Annotated in this window: 9 protein-coding genes; 1 reads left to right on the top strand and 8 read right to left on the bottom strand. The window is 62.5% G+C overall.

What is annotated here, in order from left to right; translation table 11 throughout:
- Nucleotides 1-66: 66 nt before the first annotated feature.
- Nucleotides 67-1104 (top strand): Gfo/Idh/MocA family protein, encoded by a 1038-nt coding sequence (locus tag H9S92_RS03740; protein ID WP_187465378.1) that lies wholly within the window; start codon nucleotides 67-69, stop codon nucleotides 1102-1104.
- Between the two features lie 204 nt (nucleotides 1105-1308).
- On the opposite strand, the gene H9S92_RS03735 is transcribed toward H9S92_RS03740, so the two are convergent.
- From H9S92_RS03735 to H9S92_RS03700, 8 genes are all read right to left on the bottom strand, one after another.
- Nucleotides 1309-2370 (bottom strand): branched-chain amino acid aminotransferase, encoded by a 1062-nt coding sequence (locus H9S92_RS03735; protein WP_187465377.1) that lies wholly within the window; start codon nucleotides 2368-2370, stop codon nucleotides 1309-1311.
- Between the two features lie 219 nt (nucleotides 2371-2589).
- A complete protein-coding gene (locus H9S92_RS03730; RefSeq protein WP_187465376.1) occupies nucleotides 2590-3942 on the bottom strand; it encodes an ATP-binding protein in 1353 nt (450 codons plus the stop codon).
- On the bottom strand, nucleotides 3923-4537 hold the full coding sequence (locus H9S92_RS03725) for a hypothetical protein (protein WP_187465375.1): 615 nt from the start codon (nucleotides 4535-4537) through the stop codon (nucleotides 3923-3925). The genes H9S92_RS03730 and H9S92_RS03725 overlap by 20 nt, the downstream gene beginning before the upstream one ends.
- 4 nt (nucleotides 4538-4541) lie before the next feature.
- Nucleotides 4542-8771, bottom strand: a complete 4230-nt coding sequence (locus tag H9S92_RS03720) for a polymorphic toxin type 15 domain-containing protein (protein WP_187465374.1) — start codon at nucleotides 8769-8771, stop codon at nucleotides 4542-4544.
- Nucleotides 8768-10009 carry a contractile injection system tape measure protein gene (locus H9S92_RS03715; RefSeq protein ID WP_187465373.1) on the bottom strand — a complete coding sequence of 414 codons (1242 nt, stop codon included), beginning with the start codon at nucleotides 10007-10009 and terminating at the stop codon, nucleotides 8768-8770. The genes H9S92_RS03720 and H9S92_RS03715 overlap by 4 nt, the downstream gene beginning before the upstream one ends.
- Nucleotides 10009-14247, bottom strand: a complete 4239-nt coding sequence (locus H9S92_RS03710) for a carboxypeptidase regulatory-like domain-containing protein (protein ID WP_187465372.1) — start codon at nucleotides 14245-14247, stop codon at nucleotides 10009-10011. Before H9S92_RS03710 ends, H9S92_RS03715 begins: the two co-directional genes overlap by 1 nt.
- 14 nt (nucleotides 14248-14261) lie before the next feature.
- A complete protein-coding gene (locus H9S92_RS03705; RefSeq protein WP_187465371.1) occupies nucleotides 14262-17660 on the bottom strand; it encodes a hypothetical protein in 3399 nt (1132 codons plus the stop codon).
- Entirely contained in the window at nucleotides 17660-21319 is a 3660-nt protein-coding gene (locus tag H9S92_RS03700; protein WP_187465370.1) for a hypothetical protein, read from the bottom strand. The genes H9S92_RS03705 and H9S92_RS03700 overlap by 1 nt, the downstream gene beginning before the upstream one ends.

The raw sequence follows: 21319 nt of genomic DNA, 5'->3' as shown, positions 1-21319 counted from the left end.
AGAGGATATGCCCGGCATTCGTCCGGCAGGGCCGATATTGCGCCTCGCGCATAAGTACTACCGCCCATGTCTGATTTTCATTTTGCCATTCTTGGCCTGGGGAACATCGCCCGGAAATTTGCCGACGACCTCGCCCTCATCCCCGATGCCCGCCTGGTGGCCGTTGGATCCCGCTCCCTGGAACGCGCCCGCGCCTTTGCCGATGCCTACGGGGCGGAGCACGTGGCGGGTACTTACGAGGAGACCTTCACGGGCCCCCGGGTGGATGCCGTCTACATTGCCACGCCCCACGTGCAGCACCGGGAACTGACGCTGATGTGTCTGCGCCGGGGCATCCCCGTGATTTGCGAGAAGCCCATGGGCCTCAACCTGGCCGAAGTGGAAGAAATGGTCGGCGTAGCCCGGGCCGAGGGCGTTTACCTGCTGGAGGCCCTGTGGACGCGCTTTTTGCCTTCTACGCTGAAACTGGAAGAACTCATTGCTTCCGGGGCCATCGGCGAGGTACAGAGCGTCCGCTCCGACTTTGGTTTTCGGGCCAGAGACCTGGCGGGTATCCTGACTTCCCCGGCACCTGCGTCCGCGCCCACCATCGACCTTACGCACAACCGGATTCTCAACCCCGCGCTGGGCGGCGGTGCACTGCTTGACATTGGCATTTACCCCCAGTTCCTTTCCCAATTTCTCCTCGGGGAACCCGAGAAAATCAGCGCCACCGCGCGGCTCTCGCCGCAGGGCATCGACCTGGAAACCCAGGTAACCTGCGTCCACGCCAGCGGCAAGCTTTCCCACAACTACTCCACGGTACTGGGGCGGACCAAAACCGAGGCCTTCATCATCGGTTCCGGGGCCATGATCCACTGGCATCCGCGCTGGCACGAGCCCAGCAGCTTCAGTATCCTGCGCGATAAAGACGCGGCACCCGAAAATTTTTACTTCGACTTCGAAGGCGCCAACGGCTACAAATTCGAGGCCCTCGCCGTGATGGACGACGTGCGCAACGGCCGCCGGGAGAACGCCAAATGGTCGTTGGACGATTCGCTGGCCCTCCACCGGACGCTCACGCGGGTGCGGGACATGGTGGGGCTCAAGTACCCCGGCGAGTAAATTGACCTGCGGTTGGGCCACGACAACACATTACTGGCAATAATCACCAGTAAATGTTATTCAAAACCCGTCAGAAGGGAGTTCGGTAGTTTTGTAGTTTGGTAGTGAGAACGTAATCCCCGACAGAACTACAGAACTTAACCAGCGGCCATTTACATTCCCAGCTCCAGCCTCAGGTTAAATTACTTCTGTCCAGAGGGGCAACTACACCCGCACCAGCCAGTTGAATTTGTCTTCCACCGCACCGGTGCGCAGGCCATCAATGTGCTTTTTCAGCATGGGGCCGATTTTGCGCTCGGCCACGTCGGGCAGCACCATGAGTTTGTCTTTGTACTGAAGTTCGGCGACGTGGCTGACCACCGCAGCGGTGCCGGCCCCGAACATTTCTTCGAGTTTGCCCGCGTCGTGGGCGGCGACGATTTCGTCGATTTCTACCACCCGCTCCGTCACCTGGTAGCCTTTATCGCGCAGGATGGCGATGAAGTTTTTGCGGGTGATGCCCTTGAGGATGGCGCCGTCGGTGGCGGGGGTGACCACTTCACCGTCGATGACGAAGAAGATGTTCATCGTTCCGACTTCCTGGATCTGGGTTTGCTTGGGGCCGCCCATCCAGACGACCTGATCGAAGCCTTTTTGCTGGGCCAGGTAGGCGGGCAGCAGGCTGGCGGCGTAGTTGCCACCGGCTTTGGCCTCGCCGGTGCCGCCGGGGACGGCACGGATGTATTCCTGCTCCACGACCAGGCGCACGGGCTTGGCGTAATAAGGACCTACGGGGGCGGTAAAAATGCAGAACCGGTAGCTGTCGCTGGGCCGCACGCCAATGAATTCGTCGGTCGCAAACATAAACGGCCGCAGGTACAGGGCGCTGCCTTCGGCGGGTGGAATCCAGTCCTGGTCGAGGGCCACGAGCTGGCTGACCGCTTCGACGAAGCGTTCTTCGGGAAACTCGGCCATCATCAGCCGGCGGGCGCTGGCGTTGAGGCGCTTGGCATGGTCGAGGGGGCTGAGTAACACCGGCGTTCCGTCGGCCAGTTTGCTGGCCTTCATCCCCTCAAAAATGGTCTGCCCGTAGTGCAGCACCATACTGGCGGGGTGCATGGTGAAGTGGCCGAAAGGCACGATCCGGTCGTCGGTCCATTCCCCGTTCCGGTAGTCGGAGACGAACATGTGATCGGAAAAGATTTTGCCGAAGGGCAGGTTGTTCCAGTCCACACTCTGGACGCGGCTCTGCTGAACTTTTTCCGTACGAATTTGGGTAGCGACCATGATCTTGGTTTTTTGGTTTGGGCGAAGAAAGAACGTGCCTCGGCGGGCTGCGGCGGGTTGTCAAAAGACCAGCGGAGCACTTTTGCTGATCAGTTTGCTGCGCTGGGCGCGGCCGCAGGTGCAAGAATAGCACTTATTGGAGCAAAGTTGCGGATAATTCAGACAGGCTCCAAATTTTATTTTGCCCCACCAGCGACGTCGCTGCCGCCGTTAAGCGGACTAAAGAATGCCCGGTTTGACGACGCGGTCTTCCTTGGCGTATTCGCGGACGATGGCGGCCAGGAGCTGGCTTTTGCTCAGGGTGCTGGCGCCGGCGGCCAGGCTTTCCAGGACGGCGTGGCGGACGACGTTGGCGATGCCAGCGCCCGTCAGTTCGTAGTGCTCGGCCAGCTCGTGGGGGTCCAGGCCGGCTTCCATGGGCAGGGCCGGGGGCAAGATGCTTTGCCACAGCCGCTGGCGTTCGGCCGGCGCGGGCGGGAAGAAGGGCACAATCGCCTCAAAGCGGCGGGTAAAGGCCCGGTCGAGATTGCTCCGGAAATTGGTGGCCAGGATGCAGAGGCCGTCGTAATTTTCTACCCGCTGGAGGAGGAAGCTGGTGGTTTGGTTGGCGTACTGGCTGTTGCTTTCCTTCACTTCACTGCGTTTGCCGAAGAGGGCATCGGCTTCGTCAAAGAACAGGATCCAGCCCTTGCTTTCGGCGCGCTGGAAGAGCTTGGCCAGGTTTTTTTCGGTCTCCCCGATCCATTTGGAGACGACCATCGAGAGGTCCACCCGGAACACCGGCCGGTTGGTGGCCCGGCCCAGCAGGGCGGCACTGAGGGTTTTGCCCGTTCCCGGCGGACCGTGAAAGAGCGCGCGGTACCCGCGGCGGCTGTGTTTGCCGTAGGCGCTGTTGCCGGCCAGGCTTTGCTCGGTGGCCAGGTAATTGCGCAGGTAGTTGAGTTCGGTCAGGCTGCGTTCGGGCAGCACCAGGTCGGTCCATTCCAGCTGGGTCTCCACACGTTCGGCCGGGAAGCTGCTGGAAAAGGCAGGGGGACTGACTTTGCCGGTAAGGATTTGTTCGACCCATTCGGGCTGGGCGATGAGCTGGCCGGCCATTGGGGGCTCGCCGGTGGGGGCAGAAGAAAGGCCCAGTACATTTTGGCGGTGGAACCAGTGCTCGGGAGAAAACAAGCGGGCGACCTGGAGCCGCTGGGCCAGGTTTTCTCCCGCCAAAATAAACTGCACCGTTTCGCCGGTAGGCAGCAGCCCGCGGTGGTTGGCCCCCCGGGTGCCGCCGAAAATGGGAAAATGCACGCCGGGCGCGAAGTAATCGGCCAGCAGATCATCGAAAAAATTTACCCGTAAGTGAGGAACCAGCGCCAGCAGCAGCGTGACGTATTCCGCGTACTCCGGCTGCCTGCGACGCAGGAAAAGGGTGAACGGACTGTCGTCATAACTAAAATCCGGAGCCGCAATACTGGCCTCCTCCCGCTTGCCCAGGTGCACTTCAATCCGGCCCCGGATGAGCTTCCCGAGGTAGGCGATGGCGCGGCCCAGGTTCTCAGTGCTATCAGGCTTTCTTTCCTCCATGACCAGGGTGTTTTGCGTAGACTTCTCCCGTGCTGCGGTAGTAATCGAAGATATTTTCTACCTGGAAATTTTCGAGGTCCATTTTGCCTCCCAGACTGAGGGGCTGTTTAATGGCCAGCAGCTGATCAAACGCCAAAGTTGCTGGATCGGTAGTGCGCCACGTCCGATATACGCTATCGTCTAAAAAGCGGGGCAACAGATCAAGGGGTAACCACCTGGCTTGCAGGGAGACAAAGGTGAGGTTGGGGTCAGTAAAATAACTAACGGTAAGCGGGTCCAGTAGACCAACTTTGCCACGGGTCGCGTCTTGGTCGGGGTTTTCCAGTACCAGCAAGGCACCGTAGGCATTGCGGCCAATGACCATTCTTTCCACCTCGGTTTCGAAGAGAAAATGCCAATGCGCCAGTAGCGGATTCAGGTCATTGGCTTCTGCCCCAAACAGGTAGACGAAGCCGTGTAGAAAATAACCCGCCCCGGCTTGGTCAACGAAGTATTGCCAAAGCCCCTGGGCCCACGTTGCGGAAAAGTGGATGGGGGTGGCTGCGGGATTGGGGGAGCCGAATTTTTGCTTGAAAGCCTCAATTCCTGAACTCATGGTGCTAGCTTCTTCTTAGTGATACATTCATTTTCCAGATGCCCCAACCTTCCGGCGGGTAGGCTGTGGTGATGCCGGTGTGCAACGATTCGTAGCGGGTTCTCCAGCTGCGCCCGATGGCCTGGTTTACGTCGGCCGAACCTATGTACTGGGCCAGGTGCTGGAGGTATGCCCGCCATGTGGCCAGGTCTCCGTCGGGCCCGGGTTCGGCCTGCAAGGCGACGGCAGGGATGGTGCCGAATCCCCCCGCCACCTGGTCGGCATTGTGTAAGATATTGTACTGCGCGGTGATTTGTGTCCATCCCGGGTATTGCAGTTCCATTTCAGCGCGGACTTGGGCTAGGAGACCGGGCCTTTGGGTGATGTGGACTCGTTTCCATTGCGTCTCATTGCCGATCCGGCCGGAAACTGCTTCCACGCGGACGAAAGCGGAGGGATCTGCATTGTCCGGATCCGCCTCAATTTCGGCCAGGGCATCCAGCGCCCGTTGGTATTTGGTAACGTTGGCGCGGCTGACGTTATTCGCTGCCGTGGCGCGGCGGTTGAGTTCCAACAGCAGCACCCTGCGTTGTTCTGAATCCAGAGCGGCAAAACGCGATTCGTCTACGCTGTACGCGTTCCGGTTGAGCACCCATTGGTCCACCAATAGTTGGTTGATGCCCTGGGTTTGCAAGTCCAGTTGGCGGTCGTATTCCGTCAGCATCGCCGCATTGTTCAGGGGGACGGCTGCATCGGGGGTAAAGGCTATTTCCTGCCGTTGAATGTTGTGGGGGGGCGGCGCGCTCAGGTGGGCCAGGGAATGTGCCTTGGTGGGGCCCAGCGTAGAGAGTTGGGATTCAATGGTGTTGGCATTGGATTGTACCTCCTGAAGGAGTGGAGATTGCAATCGGCCGTTGCGAACCGATACCCGTTCGATGAAACGCACGGCGGGGTCCGTCGCTTCCAGCACGCTTTGTATCAGTTGGTTGCCGTGTTGGTGATGTGCCTGTGCGGTAGGCCCGTAGGCCATTGCGTTGAGTTTGCCCGTCAGGCTGCTTCCGCCCATTTCTACTTTGAGGTCACCACTTCTTTCCTCTACGGTGAAGGGTAGGCGGGCAGTGCCCAGGTTGCCCTGACGGTTAAAGGCTTGAAAGGGCACCCCCCCCTCAAAAATATCAAATAGCCGCCCCACTTCCGGGGCAAGTTCATCCTGCTTGCGCTCTACCTCGGCGTCCTCGGTTTGGGCGGTGGCAATCAGGGCAGGGTCTGCCGCTGGCCCGTCCGCCTGGGCGATGGCAAGTTTGGCTTGCTCCGCCTCAGTCAAAAGGATGCCTTCCTGAGCGCTCACGCGTTGGAGCAGCCCCCGGGCTTCGGCGGCTTCGGCGGCGGGCAAATCCCCCACCTCCCCAATCCAACGCCTTACTTTGGTGCCCAGCGGTTCCGGCGTGCCACTGGCCACCATCACGGTGGTGCTTCCCCCTACGCCGATCCACATCCGATGGCCTTCCCCTCCGCCACTGAAGGTTTTATTCTTCCCCACCTCATCATCCCCCAGCTCATTATCCCCATCTTCTGCACCTGCGCCCGCGCCCAAACCCAAATTCGCCAAAAGCCCCCGTGCCCGCTCCACCAGAAAACCAATGGCCTGGTCGATGGCTCCAAGGACCATCTGCTGAAAACCCTTCACCACATCCGCTACCCGCTCTGGCAAGTCGCCCAGGCCCAGGTAGCTGGCAATAAAGTCAATCACGGGCACCAACAAGCCCGCCAGGGCCTGCTCCACCCGTGCGGCCATGCCCCCGATGTTGCCCGCAATGAGGTCGGCGACGCCACTGACAATGGTCTGGACCAGGCTGAAAATCCGCGCCGCATTCTGAAATATCCACTGCAACACCCGGAAGATCGCCTCAATGGCCTGTACGATGGCTCCCACCGGATTGAAGAGCATGAGTAAACGCGCCGTAGCCATCGCCACAATGCGTTCCACCAAATAGCTCACCGCCGCATCGATGATGCTTTGCAGGATCATGGCCGGGTCCAACCGCTCGCGAATCATCTCATAAATGCCGGCTGGCCCCTGGGTAATGAGGATGCTCAGTAGCTCGTAGGCCTGCTCCAGTAAAGCCACGTTTTCCTCCCCGATGTGCCGGGCCAGAATCTGGCGGATGTTGGGCCAGGTAATGCCCATCAACTGCAAAAAGAAGGTGATGATGCTGCCCACCGACATATCCGGCGGCAACTGCACCCCCACCGCCCCCATGGCCGAAAACATCCAGGTCAAGAAGCCCGATAGGAGGTGGGTGAAAAAATTATCGAAAAACTGGCTAAAACCCTGCCCCACGGCCGCCATAAGGTTGTTGGCGAAGTTCCTCGGGTCGTCGGCAATGTCGCTGGCCACCTGCTCAATCTGGGCCACTAAAGCCCAAAAGGCCCCCGGCGCAATCCCCACCAAAGAGAGCAGGCCATTGATGATGGCCCGCACCGGATCTTCCAGGAAGGCATTGACGGCGTCGGCTACTTTCTGGATGAGTCCCTTGGCCGCTTCCCGGAGGGCATCGATGCGTTCGCGGGCCTCTTGCACCGCGTCGCCGGCCTGGCTGACCAGGTCGTTGGTAAAGTTGGTCTGGGTCTCGTGGACCCGATTGCGCAGGCCATCGAGCCGCTCCTGGAAGCCGCCCCGTTGCTGCGCTGCCCAGGTGGCCAGCTCGGGCCCCAGGCTGTCGAACAGGTTTTGGATGTCCCGGTCGGCATTGTCAATCAACTCTTCGCAGGCGATGACGATGCCATTTACGTAGGTGGAAATTTCCCGGATCAGTGCACAGATCTCCCGCCCGAAAGTGGCTTCGGCCCGGTCGTAGATGCGGGTGATGCTGCTGGGCAGGCCGGTGACGTCGTCCCAGATGGAGACGATGGCTCCGCCGATGCCTTCGTGGCGCTCATCGACCAGGTCTTTGGCGCGCTGGAGCTCGCGGTCGAACTCGCCAACGATGCGGTTTTTGCCCGCCGTCCAGCGCTCCATGGCGGTGGAGACCATCGGGTCGATCAGGGCGTTGACGGCGTCCTGGGCTCGGGTGAAGATGGTGTCGGCGGCAGCCGAGGCGGCCACCCGTTTTTCTTCTTCGGTGCGGGCCATGGCCAGTTGGCCACCCAAGGTGTCCTGAATGGTGTTGCCCCGGCTGTTTTCCAGGGCTTGGAGGGCCTGGACCTGCAGGGCACGCATGCTGGCCTGGCTGCTGGCAATGGCTTCCTGCTCCTGGCGCATCACTTCCGCCGGGGCGATGGCTGCGGTGGCTTCCAGCTCGGAGAGCCCCTCGCGCGCCGAGGCAAAGGGTTCGTCCTCTACCAGCTCGGCGGGTTCGGTAGTCATCCCGGCTTCTTCAACGGAGTTACTGGTAGCGGCCAGGTCCGGCCCCAGGTCTAAGTCTTCCGGATCGCTGGCCGGTGGGCTGGCTCCGGCGGCGTTGACGGGAGGGGTGGCCACCGAGGTGGCGGGCTCGGGCAGGGGGGCGCTTACTTGCTCGGGGGTGCCGCTGGTGGGGTCGTTGACGGCGTCGTAAGTGCCGCTGACGTTATCGGCACTGCCCTGGATGTCGGAATTGAGGTTATCGCCCACGGCCTGGGCTTCTGCGGCGGGGTTGGCGCGGCGCAGGCTGTCTTCGTCGACGGGCCGGCGGTTTTCGATGGCGTCCTGGATGTCGTCGCAGAGCTGCTCAATTTCGGGGCTGGGGGCCGGAACTTCGCGCAGGGTGGCGGTCAGGGCGGCGTCGGCCCGGGCGAGGGTTTCGGCGTCGGGTTCCTGGACGTTGGTGCGGGCGGTTTGGGCATTTTCATCGGCGGGAGGTAGGGCCTGGTTAGCACTGCCTGCGCCGCCCATGCCACCGCTGGCGGAGCGTGCGCCCTGGCTGGATCGGGCCTCGATCTCGGGCGAGGGTGGAGGGATGATCAGTTCCACTTCCATCCGCGGACTTTCCTCCACGGCCAGTTCGGCCTCGGCACCTGCTTCGGCGGGGTCTTCCGGGGAGGGTGCTTCCGGGGCCTCGGGGGCCATCTCAATGGCACGCGGGGCATTTGCGGCCAGGTCCGCCGGAGCCAGGAGGGCGGTTTCCGCAAGTTGGTCAGCGTCGGTTTTGGGCGCGGCCGCAGGTGCAAGGAGGGGAGTAGGAAGCAATGCCTGGCCCGCCCCACCCACCAGTGGCAGTAAGGATTCCGCCTTGCGGGGGGCGGGGCGAGGGCGTTGGGCACGGGCTTCGATCATGACCAGGCGACTTGTAGAAGGTCCGGCATCCAAGGGGCTTTTACCATGCTGATGCCCCAGGGCAGGCGGTCCAGCAGGACGTCATAAGGCTTGCGGTCCACCGTCAGGTGCCAGGTGCGTCCCTGACGGCGGAGTAATCCTGGGCGTTGCAGGAAGGCATCGCGCAGGGCGGCGGGACTGGCCTGGCCAAGGGCTCCCCAGTTTTCGATGACGCCCTCCAGGAAAGCATCCGCAAAGGCCAGGGGCTCCGCTGACAGTGGTGCACCTGGGCCGGGCAGGTAGTCGTCGGGCGTCAGGCCCAGCAGGACTTTGGTCAGGGGGTAGTCCCATTCCTGGCCGTTGGGCTGGCCAAAAGCGCAGTAATGCAATAAGGCCGCCGCTGGTCCGTAGCGGGGAAGGCCGTCGTCGTCCAATAAATTTGTTTCCTTAAGGAGGTAGGGTAGGTAGGCGTGCAGCAACACAATGCCCGCGTTTTCCGGGTACCAGGTTGTGGGGGCACCCGGGCTTGATCCCGAAGCCTGCGCAAGTTGAGGGAGGCTTTTGCTGGGGCTTGGCTGGTTGGTAAGGGCTGCCCTTTTGTTCCCGTAGCCCGCCGCTTTAAGGGTGGCTACCCACAGGTTCAAATCGCCGTGGGGCGGTGCCTGGTGGGGTAGGGCAGGGGCGGGATGTTGTCCAACCTGGTGGGGGTAGAGCTTCCGCAGGGTGGCCCAGCCTTGCGCCCAAAGCGACTGGCCCGGCACCTGCGCGATGCGCCCAAATATCCTTTCCGGTGCCGCAACCGCCAACTCGAACAAAAGCTCCCAATCACCCCGGTCGGCAACGGCATACCAGGCTGCCAAAGCCGCTTGAAAAGCCGCTGCATCACTAAAACTCGGCCCCAGGTTGCCCGTTTGCAGGTAGTGGACCAAGTGTTGAATGAAGGGGACGGCTGCCGTCCGGGGGCCATTAAGCTCCGGCATTGCTTGGCGCAATGCTTTGGCCAACAGCGGGGCAATTTGTGCTTCCAGTGTCGCTTCAAGCTGATCCAGGCCCGGGGCTTCCACCGTAATTTCCAGTCGCTCAATCACCACTTCCTCCCTGCCTGGGTCCACGGCCGCCAACTGCCGCTCAAGGGCGGGCAGGATGGTACTGGCCTGAAGTAGGTCCAGGCGCTCGTGCCAGGTATTAGCCGCCAAAGGCGCAATCCCACTGGCGGCCAACACCAGATGCTGGCGGAGAATATGGTGCTGGGCGGCCATCAGACGTTCACCGTACTGGTGGTGATGGCAAAGCAGCCATTATCTCCCACCACCAAAGCCGTAGCCCGGGTGGCAATGCCATCGCGCCGGTATTCCACCTCCGCTGGGTTGGTCAGCGATAGGCCAGGCTCGCCCAAGGGGAACTCAAACCAGATCTGGGCCAGGTCTTCACTTGCCCGGACGCTGAAGCTGCGCTTACCCCCTTCACCCCGCTGGGTAATACGCCCGGATACTTCCCCGGTGCAGAGCGGTTTGGGAGCCGCTGCCCGATCGCAACGGTCTACGCTGAAGCGCTGGTGGGAGGGGAAGAAGCTTTCAACACTGTCGGGCCGTGCACCGTCGTTGCTGTACTCGATGGTCCGTTTGCGATCTGATTGGGAACTGGAGGCTTTATCCAACTCATTGTAGGCTACGGTAACCACGAAGTTGAAGCGGAAGCATTCAAAGAAACTGACCGTCAACTCGTCAAAATTGCGGGTAGCACTCGTAGAAAACTCCAGGGCCCGTTGCCCTCCGGCCAGGTTGGCTTCGCGGTTGATGACTTCGTCGACAAACTTCATGATGTTGTTGACCAGCCCGCTCATCAGTTGCGGGTAGGTGTTTAAGTTGATGTCGGCCTCCCGGTCGATGGTAGCCTGCAGGTTCCGGTTGAGGCTGCGCAAATCATCGGCACTGAGGGCAAAGCGCTGGGTGTCGCTGATGTCGAGGTGCAGGCGCTCCACCTGGAAAAGGAGGTTCTCGTAGGTCACCCCTTCGCCAGCGGGGCGTTGGGTCCAGAGCGGCGAACTGTGGATGGTACCTATGCCCCCGCAGGGCAGGCCGCAGTCGTTGGGGTTCGGATTGGTGGAACAGGTAAAAGCGGGTAGTTCAATGGTTTGGCCACAGGCTTCGCCGAAGGCATCTTCGACCCGCAGGACGAAGCCTTCCCCACTCGGGATTTCCAGGCTGGCCACCTGACTTGAAGTGAGGGTTTGCAGGTTTCCCCGGGCGTCTTGGTAGCGGTAAGGAGGCTTTCCGCCTTCCACCAGGAAGTCTTGTAAGTAGCGCCGGTTGCCATCCAGGCAGCGTGGTTCGCCAGTCCGCTGTACGTTTAAGGGAGGGAATAAGGATACGGTAATGGGCACCCGCTGGTCCTGGTTATCCACCACCGTAAAAGCTACACCTGCCCTGACTTCAAAGGCTGCATTAGGTGCCGCCTGTCGGTTGCCGTTGCTATCCTCAATAAAGTAAGGGGGCGTACCACCACTGATTTGCAGGGTAGCAAGGGCTACCGTGGCCTGTGCCGCGTTAGTAGGGTTGCTGTCGATGCGTGAACAACTGCTTTGCTCCAGGCGGGCCACCAGAGGAGGGACAGGCGGCTCCGGCGGGGTGGGCGGAAAAATGTGGATCGGCGCACCCTGGCCGCAACAGCGGTAGGGGAGGTAAAAGTCAGCTACGACCGTCCCCTCGCTAATGCCCTGGATGGGGTTTTCGTCCGTTCCATCCCCACCGTCTTCGGCCAGGTCGATACTCAGGAATTTCTCTTCTTTCATCACCCACCGTTCCTGGCTGGGGAATCCCGGGTAGCTGAAGACCAGCTGAACGGGTAAGACCGTCACGAAAAGGCTGAAGCGGCCGTCAAGGTCCGTAGTCGTCCCGCTGCTGAAGCCCCTGGCCGCGACATTGACGCCTGGAACGGGCTCGCCGTCGTTGAGCACTACACCCGTCAGGCGGAACCTCCCGGTTTGGCGCGGGCCTCCACCAGCGTTTTCGGGGCCATGGTATACTACGATAAAAGTGCCGCCCAATTCACAGCCCGCCTTAAATTGTAAACCGGGGTGCTGCCGCTGGAAGGTGGCCAGGAGTTGTTGCTGCAAAGCGTCCTCCCGCCGGCTTTCCACATTCAGCCGCAGGGCACGCAGGGCATCGAGGTCGCCGGCTGTAATGAGCTCGTCCAATTGGTCGGCGTACTCTTCCAGATCTACTTTCAGACTCGTAGCCGCCCCACCGGTCTGGGCATCGTTGAGGCCCAGGGCCGCCAGCCTTCCGAACAGGCGCCCACCCCCCTGCAATTCCTCCAGGGCCTGCTCCGCCTCGGCAAAATCGAGGATGCGCAGCGTACTTCCCAGGCGGTTTTCCAGTTGCACCAGGAAGTGGATGACGCCCAAATGAACGCCGTAAGACCCATCCAGGCCCGTACTGAAGGGCGCAGAACTGCTGTGTTGATCAAAATGGGCTTCGTAAAAGTCACCCACCGTCCCCCCGAAGTAGCGGTATCCGGTTAAGCGGCGCAGCAGGGGAGACCGTGGGAAACCCCGTAGGGCAAAGGGCGGCGCTTCACCCTTCGGCCCCAGTATTTTGGTGTCGTAAAACCGCACCGCTACTTCGGCCAACCGCCCCAGCAGGCGCGCCCGCCAGGTTTGGTACTGGCTTTCCAGGTCGGCAAAAAGAACGTCGAAGTCCTCAATCTCCAACTCATCGGTCAGCGTGCCCGTCCGCAGCGCCACCACGTCGATGGGTAAGCGGAATTCATTGATCTGCCGTCGGATTTCGCGGAGAACCGGGAGGTAGTGCTGGCCGATGGCCCCTTCGATGCGCACGAAATTGCGGGGCTCAAGGTCGTACACGAGGGGGCGGCGGATGAAGTCGTCCGTACCGTTCCAATCCACTGCATCAAAGCCGTAATTTTCGGCGGCGCGGCCCCGGCGGCTCAGGCGGTAATTCCAGGGTTCCAACACGATGGCCGGGTCGTAATAAAATGGAATCGCTTTCTCGGAAAGGGGCTTGCCCAGGAAAGAAGGCGTAATGCGAATGGGTTGCCGCAGGCTGGGCTGGGTAGGAGCCGGGGCAAGGATGGCCGGACCCAAAAATTCCGCAAAGCGCACCGCGCCGATGGCTTGGAAGTTGGCCGTCGCAACAGCCAGCGGCTGGGCTTCTGATGACGCAGCGCTCAGTCGGTTGTTGTCTCCGGCAATCTCCCGCACGCGGCGTTCAGCGGTAGCCGCCCGGAGGCGATCGCGCAATTCCTCCCGGACCTCCTCTGCCGTGAAAACATCCCGGCCACCACCCGTCGGGGCCGGGGGCAGCGGCAGCTCCGTCGCCCGGGTCAGGGCCACCAGACGATCAAATAAGGACTCCAACTCAGCCCTCCCTTCGGCCTGCTGGTTCTGGACGGGCGAGCTGACCCACAGGTGGCGCAGTTCGTCCGAAATACCGGCAGCGGTGAAGTGGTGCAAGACCAGATGGCGGGGGAAGATCCGGTCGTCGGGGCAACAGAGGCTAAAGAGCTCCTCGGCTTTGCTGCGCAATTCTTCGTAGGCGTTGATGATGGTCAACAGATGGTCAAACCAGTATTGATAGCCCAGGGCATGCGCACCCGTCAGCAAGCGACCGTCGTGGAGAAAACTCAGCCCCGTGATGCGGTTCGCAAAGGGATTGCTGGTGTAGTCCGTCAGCAAAGGGGCCAGGCTGGCGTACACTGCGTTGAGCACCACCTGCACGCGGGCCAGAAAAGTTGCCGAGAGGGTAGCCCGGTAGGTTTCCAGAACCTGGCGGGTGGTGACGGGGTTGGTGTTGGGGACGTTGAAGCGCGGCGGCCGCAGCGTCGCCAGACCCAGGCGCGCCGCCCGGTCCTGGAACAGCGAGTAGTAGGCGGCCACCCCTGCGTTGCCCGCCGCAAGTACCCGCCGGATTTCTTCCAGGTCTCCCCGCCGGATCAGTACAGGACGGATGGCCGTCTCTACCGTGCGGCCCTTGTCATCACAATTGTTGGGGGTGCAGTTGCGGTTATCCACTACCCGGCATTCAATGAGCAGGAGCAAGACTTTTTCGTCGCCTTCACCCGCCACTTGGTTGGCACCCGTCAGGAAGTTGCGGCTCAGGGCCCTCGCGTCGGGGTCGTCGTTGCGGTCGGTCGTCAGTTCCCACATCGGGTAGGTCCCTTCGCCGTCGGGTAGGTCGAAAAAGGTATAGTCGATGTCTTCCGGGGGCGAGTAGGGCCGGAAAAACTCCAGCGCTTCGTCTTCGTCCCAAATGAGCAGGTGCCCGGCCGAACTCACCCCGCAGCCCCGGCTGATGGTGATGCCGGTACCCGCCGGGTTCAGCTCCGCACGGAGGCCACACACGATGCCGATGCCGATGAGGTGGGTGCGGGTCAGCCGCCCCTGCTCTTCGAGGTAGTCAAAAAGTTGGTTGAGGTGGCTGCTGCTCAGTACCTGGTTGGGGGCGAATTGCGGATAGTTGGGATGGATGGGTAACATGATGAGGCTAAATTTTAAAGGGTACCGAGGGTGGTTTGGTCCAGGCGTACGGGTTGGTCATCGTCCCCGTCATCGCAGTCGTGCAGGGTGGCTTCGGGGTAGGCGCTGCGCAATTGTTCAAAGACCAGCAGCAGGCGGTGCAGGCGGAAGCTGACGTCCAGCCAATCTCCGTAAAAGCTTTCCACAGTTTGCCGGAAGTCGGCCCGCCGGGCGGCGTCCTCCATACCTGTTTGGCCGTAAAAGGCGGGGTCGTTTTGCTGGATCAGCACCAGGTCGTCCACCAAGTCGTCCCAGACGCTGTCGGCCCAGTCAGCGCTGGCGGCGGGGGGCAATGTCTCGTTGCTCCGGGCTACGTCGGCCAGGAAGCGCCGGAAATTTTCGCCGTAGTAGCCCAGCAGCAGGTGGGCTGTAGTGGGCGTTGCGGCGGGGGGCAGCAGGTCCAGCACCGCACTGCTCAGTTCGTCGTTCAGGGCCGTCCAGGCAAAGTCTTTGTTCCGCTCCAGGTAGGCGCAGTAGACGGCCTCGAAGCGGCTCAGTTGGCGGGCCAGGGCATCGGGGACGGGGCAGCGACACTGTTCGGCCAGCTCCGCCAGTTCCTCGGGCGAGTATTCGCTTTCGGCCTTGGCATCGCTGACCCAGCAGAGCTTCGGCAGCAGGTGGGCGGGCGTTTCGCGGCGGATGAGCCGGTCGGCGTAGCGCCGCAGTTCCATATCCTGGCTGAAGGGTTCCACGTCGGCGGGCAAGACGTAGGTGATGCGGAAGGAGTAGGGGTCTTCCATCCCCCAGTGTTCACAGTTCTCGGCCAGGCAGACGCTAAGCAGGGCATCGCCGGGAAACTTGGGCCGCAGCAAAATATGCTCCACCACGTAGAGCCGTTCGCGGGCCAGGGCGGCGGAGAAAAAATCGGCCACCTCCTGCTGCGTCACACCCGCACCTAGCGTCGCCAGGGCTTCCCCGGCGGCGTTGTGGAGTTCATCTCCCGCGTAGTTGGCGGGGTCGGGGGCCAGTTCGATGAGCTCGCGCACCACCTCCCAGGCCCGGGCTTCGGCCTCCTCGGCGGTCGCGCCGTAGATGCCGGGAGGGTCCGTGGATTCACCACTGGGGCGCCGGAGCGCAGGTGCCATGGAAAGGTTGGGAGCCGGGGCCGTCACGACAAAGCCGCTCTTCCAGCCGCCTTCAATGCGTTCCGTCTCTAAACTGAAATAAGCCCGGGCGTCCTCCATCCCCAGCAGGCGGCGGATCCTTTCCCCCAGGCCGCTACGGTTGCGGTAGGCACAAACGCCCTCCGCCCGGGTGTAGTTGATGCCCGTTCCCCGTCGCCCACTGATCTCGGGGTAAAAGCGAAGGAAGCGCACCTTGTCCTGGATGAGTTTCTCCGGACCGTACGCGCGGCGCGTGCTTTGGTCGTGGATGAGCAGGGAATAGTTGGCAATGGACTCCCCGAAGCGGGCCAATAAGTGATCGAGGAAGCGGTTCCTTCGGTCGGCAAAACGCCCGGCGGGTTCCAGCAGATCGCGCAGGGCGGCGGGCGTGGCGGCCGGGGTCAGCAACTCCGCCAGGTGCCCCAACGGCTCGCCCGCCCCCGCCAGGCTGGGGTGGGGGTAGGTCGCCGCAACGGCCTCATCGGTGGAGAAGAGGTCGCCGAAGCCGGCAAGTTGTTGGGCCGTGGTGGCAACAATCTGCTCGAAGGGAAAGAGGTAGCCTGCCAGTTGCCTTGCCTTTGCCCTCCGCCCGGCACCTGCGTCCGCGCCCAAACCTTCTTCGCTCAGGCCGTAAATGGTCGGCAAGGTCCGCTGAACCGGCAGGTACTCCGGCGCGGGGCGGTGCTTACCCGTTGGTACGGGATAGTCGAGTTGCTCCGTCGGCAGAGCCACTGCCCGGTCGGCCGCCCGCAACTGGGCCAGCACCGACCGCAACTCCGCCCGCCGGGGCAAGAGTGGCAATCCATCTTTGTAGACCATCACCTGCGAAGCGGCCAGGTACAGCGCCGGATAGTGGCCAGGGCTGACGGGAATGCACCACGGATGAGCGGGTGCCAACGGACGCCCGTCAGCGTCGTACACCGTAAAGCGCAGGGCCTCCAGGGTGCTCACACCCGGCAAGTCCATGAGGGCATTGACGAGGTCACTGACGTAAACGACGCTCCGCAGTTGGGCCGCATCCAGGTCTTCCTGCAGCAAAAAGCCCTGCTGCAAGGGCGGCCCCGTAAAGATGGCCTCCGTCGGGATGCCCAGACTTTCCAATTCGGCAAGTGTGCGGAAGGGCACCAGGGGATTGAGGAGACTTTCGAGGGTGTAGTACACCAGGGCCAGGGTTTGCTCTACGTCCGCACCCGGAGTCAGGTGAAGATCGGCGCACACCGCAACGTCTTCCGCGCGGATGCCATCCACGCGGCAGTAGTCTTCGCCCACCCGCCGGTTGTCATGCAGTAAACGCTGGCTCGTGGCCAGGATGCCTTCGCGGCGCTGGAGTTTGCCAAGGTAGCGGGCAAAGAGGTCGCTTTGGCCGAGGAGGGCTTCCAGCGTGGGCGGGTCAATCAAGGCCGCGTCTTCCGCCCCCAGCCACACCCGCAGGGTGATCTCCGTGAGGAGCAGTTGAATCAGGGCCCCGTCGCCCGTCCGCAGGCGGAGCGTGACGTCCAGAAAGAAAATGTCCCGCACACCCCGCCGGAAATCATCGGCATCAACCGGCTCCAACAAAGTACGGTCACGGCTGAAGCGCTCAATCGTAAGCCCCTCCAAAACGGTGGTGGAGGCACTGACTTCCCGGTAGGCAGACTCCGAAAGCTGTCGCCAATCCGGGAACCGCAGTTCGGCGGGGATGGAAAGGAACTCGCCTGCGGGGAGTGGATAAACCAAGGTTCCGTCCAGGCGGTGACTATTGAGGTTGCCGTATTCCTGGTCGGTGGCAAACTGCAGCAGGAAGTCGGTAAAGCCCTGGATGCGCACGGGGTGTTCTTCACGGCGGTTGCTGGGATCCAGGGCCAGTCGCCAGCGGGGGGCGGTGCTGAGTTCACCGTCTTTGCACTCCGCGAAGAGTAGGGGCCCGCAGGCACACTGCTTGCAAATGGCCCAGGCATTGCTCAGCCCCAGGCTATCAATGAGGAGCCGCCGGAAATCGTCGTTGGTCAGCGGAGCCCCAGTCAGGATCCGCCGGGCAGTGAAAAAAGGCTGGCGGTGATCAATCGCTCCTCCCGGGCCGGTAAGCAAATCCGCCAGGTCAAACTGCCCCCGGTAACCGGTTTCGGCCAGTGCATACAACAGGTTTTCCAACAGGGTAATACCCGGGTCGTGGGCATTGTAGTCGGTCCAGCGCTGGTGAGCCAGCCGCTCAATGGCGGCAAAACCCTCGGCGCGCATGCCTGCGTAATCTTCGGCCGGGTGGGGAGCGATGGCGGGGTTGATCGGTTGCATCAGGCAATGGGGTTTTCAATGGTGATCCGGTTGCGGCCCCGGTGACTGCGGTGGGTATTGTTGCACACCTCCCCAATCACCACTGCGGGCGGCGCGGGCAAGGGCGTAATCAGGTGGTGGGTGGCGGCCACGAGCACGGCTACCAGCTTGGTTGGCTTCAGGCGTTCCTGCCCGTTCTGCGCAGCATCGGCGAGGTGGCGCAGGCTCAGGTTTTTTACGTAGTCGACGTAGTCGAGTTCCTCCAGGAAGTTCAGCACGACGGAGCGGTGGATCTCGGCGGCCAGGTTGAGGTCGCCCAGGCCTTCACTGGCCCAGGGGGAAAGGTGGCCAATCAGGTCGGTGTCGATCTGCCGGAGGGCCCAGGCTTCGTCGGTGCCCGCGCGGAAACGGACGTCGGCCACCACCCGTACTTCCTCAAACAAGGGGTTCCTGACGTGCAGCGTAGCGTGGCAACTCATCCGCGCCCGCAGGAAATTGGCGATGTCTTCCCGCGTGGTAAGGCTCACGTAGGGACGCAACAAGTTGGCCCGCGAGCCACTGCCCTGGCCCAGGGGGAGGATCGTGACGTGCCCGGCCCGCAATTCGTGGTAGGTGTAAGTGCCCGTAGTCGCCCCCGGCGCAAATTCCAGGTGCTGGAGACAAATGACGCGGTCGACGGCCGGGAAGGCCTCCAGTACCAGATGTTCATAGTCCCACTCCGTAATGCTCCGGTCTTTGTGCCGCAGTCTTTCGCTTTGTCGGGTGAAGTAAGCATTGCGCGCCTCCGTCGGTCGTCCCCCGAAACTGGGGTAAGCCTGCGTAATTTTCTTAATGCCCGGCGCGGGGAGCAGCAGCTTCGTGATGGTCGCCGGGGGTAAAGGACTGAGGTTCACGGTGTCAGCTGCCGCCAGCTCCTGGCCTACTTGCACTCCGTGGGCGTGCACCCCACGCAGGTAGTTAACCGCATCGGTGTGCTTGCCGGCCCGGATACGGAGCCAGAGGAGTTCGTCGCCGAAACGGCGGTTGCGGGCTCGGGTGCCCGCCGGGAGGTCCAGCCGGACCAAGCCCGACCGCAGCAGCGCATCGGTATCGTCCTGAAGTTTATCGGCCGGGAAAGCCGTCCAGCGGTTGTCGTGCAGGTATTCCCAGGTCAGGTGTTCGGCGGGTTTTTCGAGTAAGGGGTCGGCGGAGCCTTCGTCCACCACCACCAGTAAACTCAGTTGGCTCCCCGGAACCCAGGCTTCGATGCCGAGGTAGAGCGCGCCGGCGTCCATGGTCGGCTCCGTCTGGGGCAATACCTCGGCCAGCAGCGGAAAGCGGCCGTACCTCACCTCCGGCAGGGCAGTTCCGAAGGGCAGGAGGTGGTGGATCTGGGTATCGTCCGTGTCGTTCACCGCGCTGGTCCCCAGGTTGATGCTGGCATCGTAGTCCAGCGTCAGGTAGTCCAGCTCGGGGTCGAAGGGCAGGGCGGGGAGGATGGGATTCGTTCCCCCTATGGCCAAAGCCCTGGCCAGGGCGCCCGGATAGGCCCGGTGCCCAAAGTCCCCCTGCAATTTAAAACGGACAAACCCCCGGCTGGCCGCCGCCGAAAACCCTGGGCTGCCGTCCCCCCCGGCCGGCAATGTACTGCCCGCCCCCACGGTGAAGGCACGGTTGTTGGTTTGGTAGCCGCTGATGACTTCGTTGTAGTTGTCGTGGCGCACCCAACTGCCATTCGTCAGTATCTCCACCCGCATGGTGGGGGCAGAACTGGGGACGGAGTTTTTCCAGCCGTATTTCACGTCAATGTTGGCGGCTTTCTGGAATGATTCCGGGTGGCCGATCGTGAGGACTTCCTGGCCGCTGGGTGCCGCACCGAAGGGATAAAAGCTCTTGGCAGGATCCAGCGGCCCCGTCGGACCACTTAGCTGCAACTGTTTCGCGCCGCTGACGGCTACGAACAAATTAATCTGGCTGAGTTCTACTCCCCGCAGTGCCTGGTAGTCGTAGGCCACCCCCGGCACTTGCCGTAGGGTGAGTTGCAAAACGGGGTGGCGAACGTCCAGGCCCAGTGCATGGACTTCTTCGTTGTAGGCCGTGATGGCCGGGTCGTTGGGGCTCAGGGAAATGGTGAGCACCCGCCCGGCGGCCACCGTTGCGGTGCTTTCCCACCAGCCTTCTTCGGTGCTCAGGGCCACGTTGAAGGTCTTGCCCACCAGGGCCGCAACGCCTGTACCATTCATCGTCAGGCGCACCGTCCGCGTCCCTTCGGCCAGGTAGAGGTAGTGGCTGCTGATGGCCAGTCCCTGCCGGGCAGTAGGCATTCCCGCCGTCAGTTGGGTTCCCGACGGAGCGCGGTAACCAAAGGGGTGCCAACTTTCGCTGCCCTCGGGAAGCGCTTCGCCCAGTCCGTCAGTGCTGTTCACTACGGTGGCGGCGTAGAGGCGCCCGCCGTCGGCCGGGGCAAATACCGGCCGGTTTTCGCCGGGGAAGGCAAAGATGGCGGGGTTTTGGGCCACCTTGAAGATGGCGCGCATTTCCGCAATCCGGGCGGTGGAAACGCTGACGGGAGCCTTGCTCAGAAAGCGGCGCTCCCGTTTGGTCGCTTCGTCTTTACCGCCGCGGAAGACGGTGCCGGCGGGCAGGTACGCTGCCGTCACGCCGTTGCGCGCCTCCAGGTGGAGGAATGCCTGCGGAGCGGCTGCCGCCCCCGGAGCCAGGCGCAGCACCCGGCGGTAGTAGAAGTCCAGATGACGGTCCGTCAGTGCATTAAGCATGCTTTGCTGCCGGCGTCTGACTTCCAGAAAGGCCAGCAGCAAGGCCAGGTGGGGGGCGTGATCGGGGCTTTGCAGCAGACGTTCCCATTCGGTCTGGGCCTGCTGGCGCAGGTGCAGCAGCGCACTGACGAAACCCTCGTAGATGCCGTGGAAAAAGGTGTGGCCAGCGGCGTGGACGATCTCCCGGGCGGGGTCCGTCCCCGGCGTATCCGTACCGTACACGGCCGTTTGGGCGTTCACTGCACCTGCGTACGCGCCCCAGTCTTCGCCCTCGCTCCAGTAAGTGGAGAGGCTCAGCGTACCGTCAATCAGGTCCTGGAGGCGCTGGCTGGGGCCACCCAGCGGGTGTTGGCCCACCAGATCCGGGGCCAGCAAATCGCGGTTGTCATCCAGCAGTCCCCCCGCCGCCGCAGCTTTGTGGTAGGCCATCCAGCGGGCCAGGTCCGGTGCCAAACGGTGGCGGATGAGGGCGCCGGCGCGCAGGTGCAAGGGGGAGTTGACCGGCAATGCCCGGACCACCCCGTCCAGCTGAATCGCGATGGTGCCGACGAGGTCGAACAGGCTGGCGAGGAGCTGCCGGCGCTCGCCCTCGGGGTCCGCCAGGTCATTGTCCTCAATGGTTTCCCGGTGCGCACTGATGCGTTCGGCCAGCAGCTCCAGCGGCCAGCTGAGGATGCGCGCCACGAGGGCCGCCGGCTGGCTGTTGTAGAAAGGCAGCCAATTGCCCCGGGCGGCCTCGGTCTCGTCGAAGTAAGTAACGAGTTCCGCCAGCCGGGCGACGTAATCCACCCAGGCTTCCGTGCTCATTTCGTCTACCCCCACGTAGGTGCTTTGCAGCGCGGCGGGCAGCCGGTCGAGCTGGAAGGCACCGTCGGCGGGAACGGGGTGGGGGTTACGGACTTGAGCGGTGGGCGTAGTGGGCAT

It is taken from the genome of Neolewinella lacunae (assembly GCF_014349155.1).
Classification (GTDB): Bacteria; Bacteroidota; Bacteroidia; order Chitinophagales; family Saprospiraceae; genus Neolewinella; species Neolewinella lacunae.
This window is presented reverse-complemented; position numbering and strand designations above follow the sequence as displayed.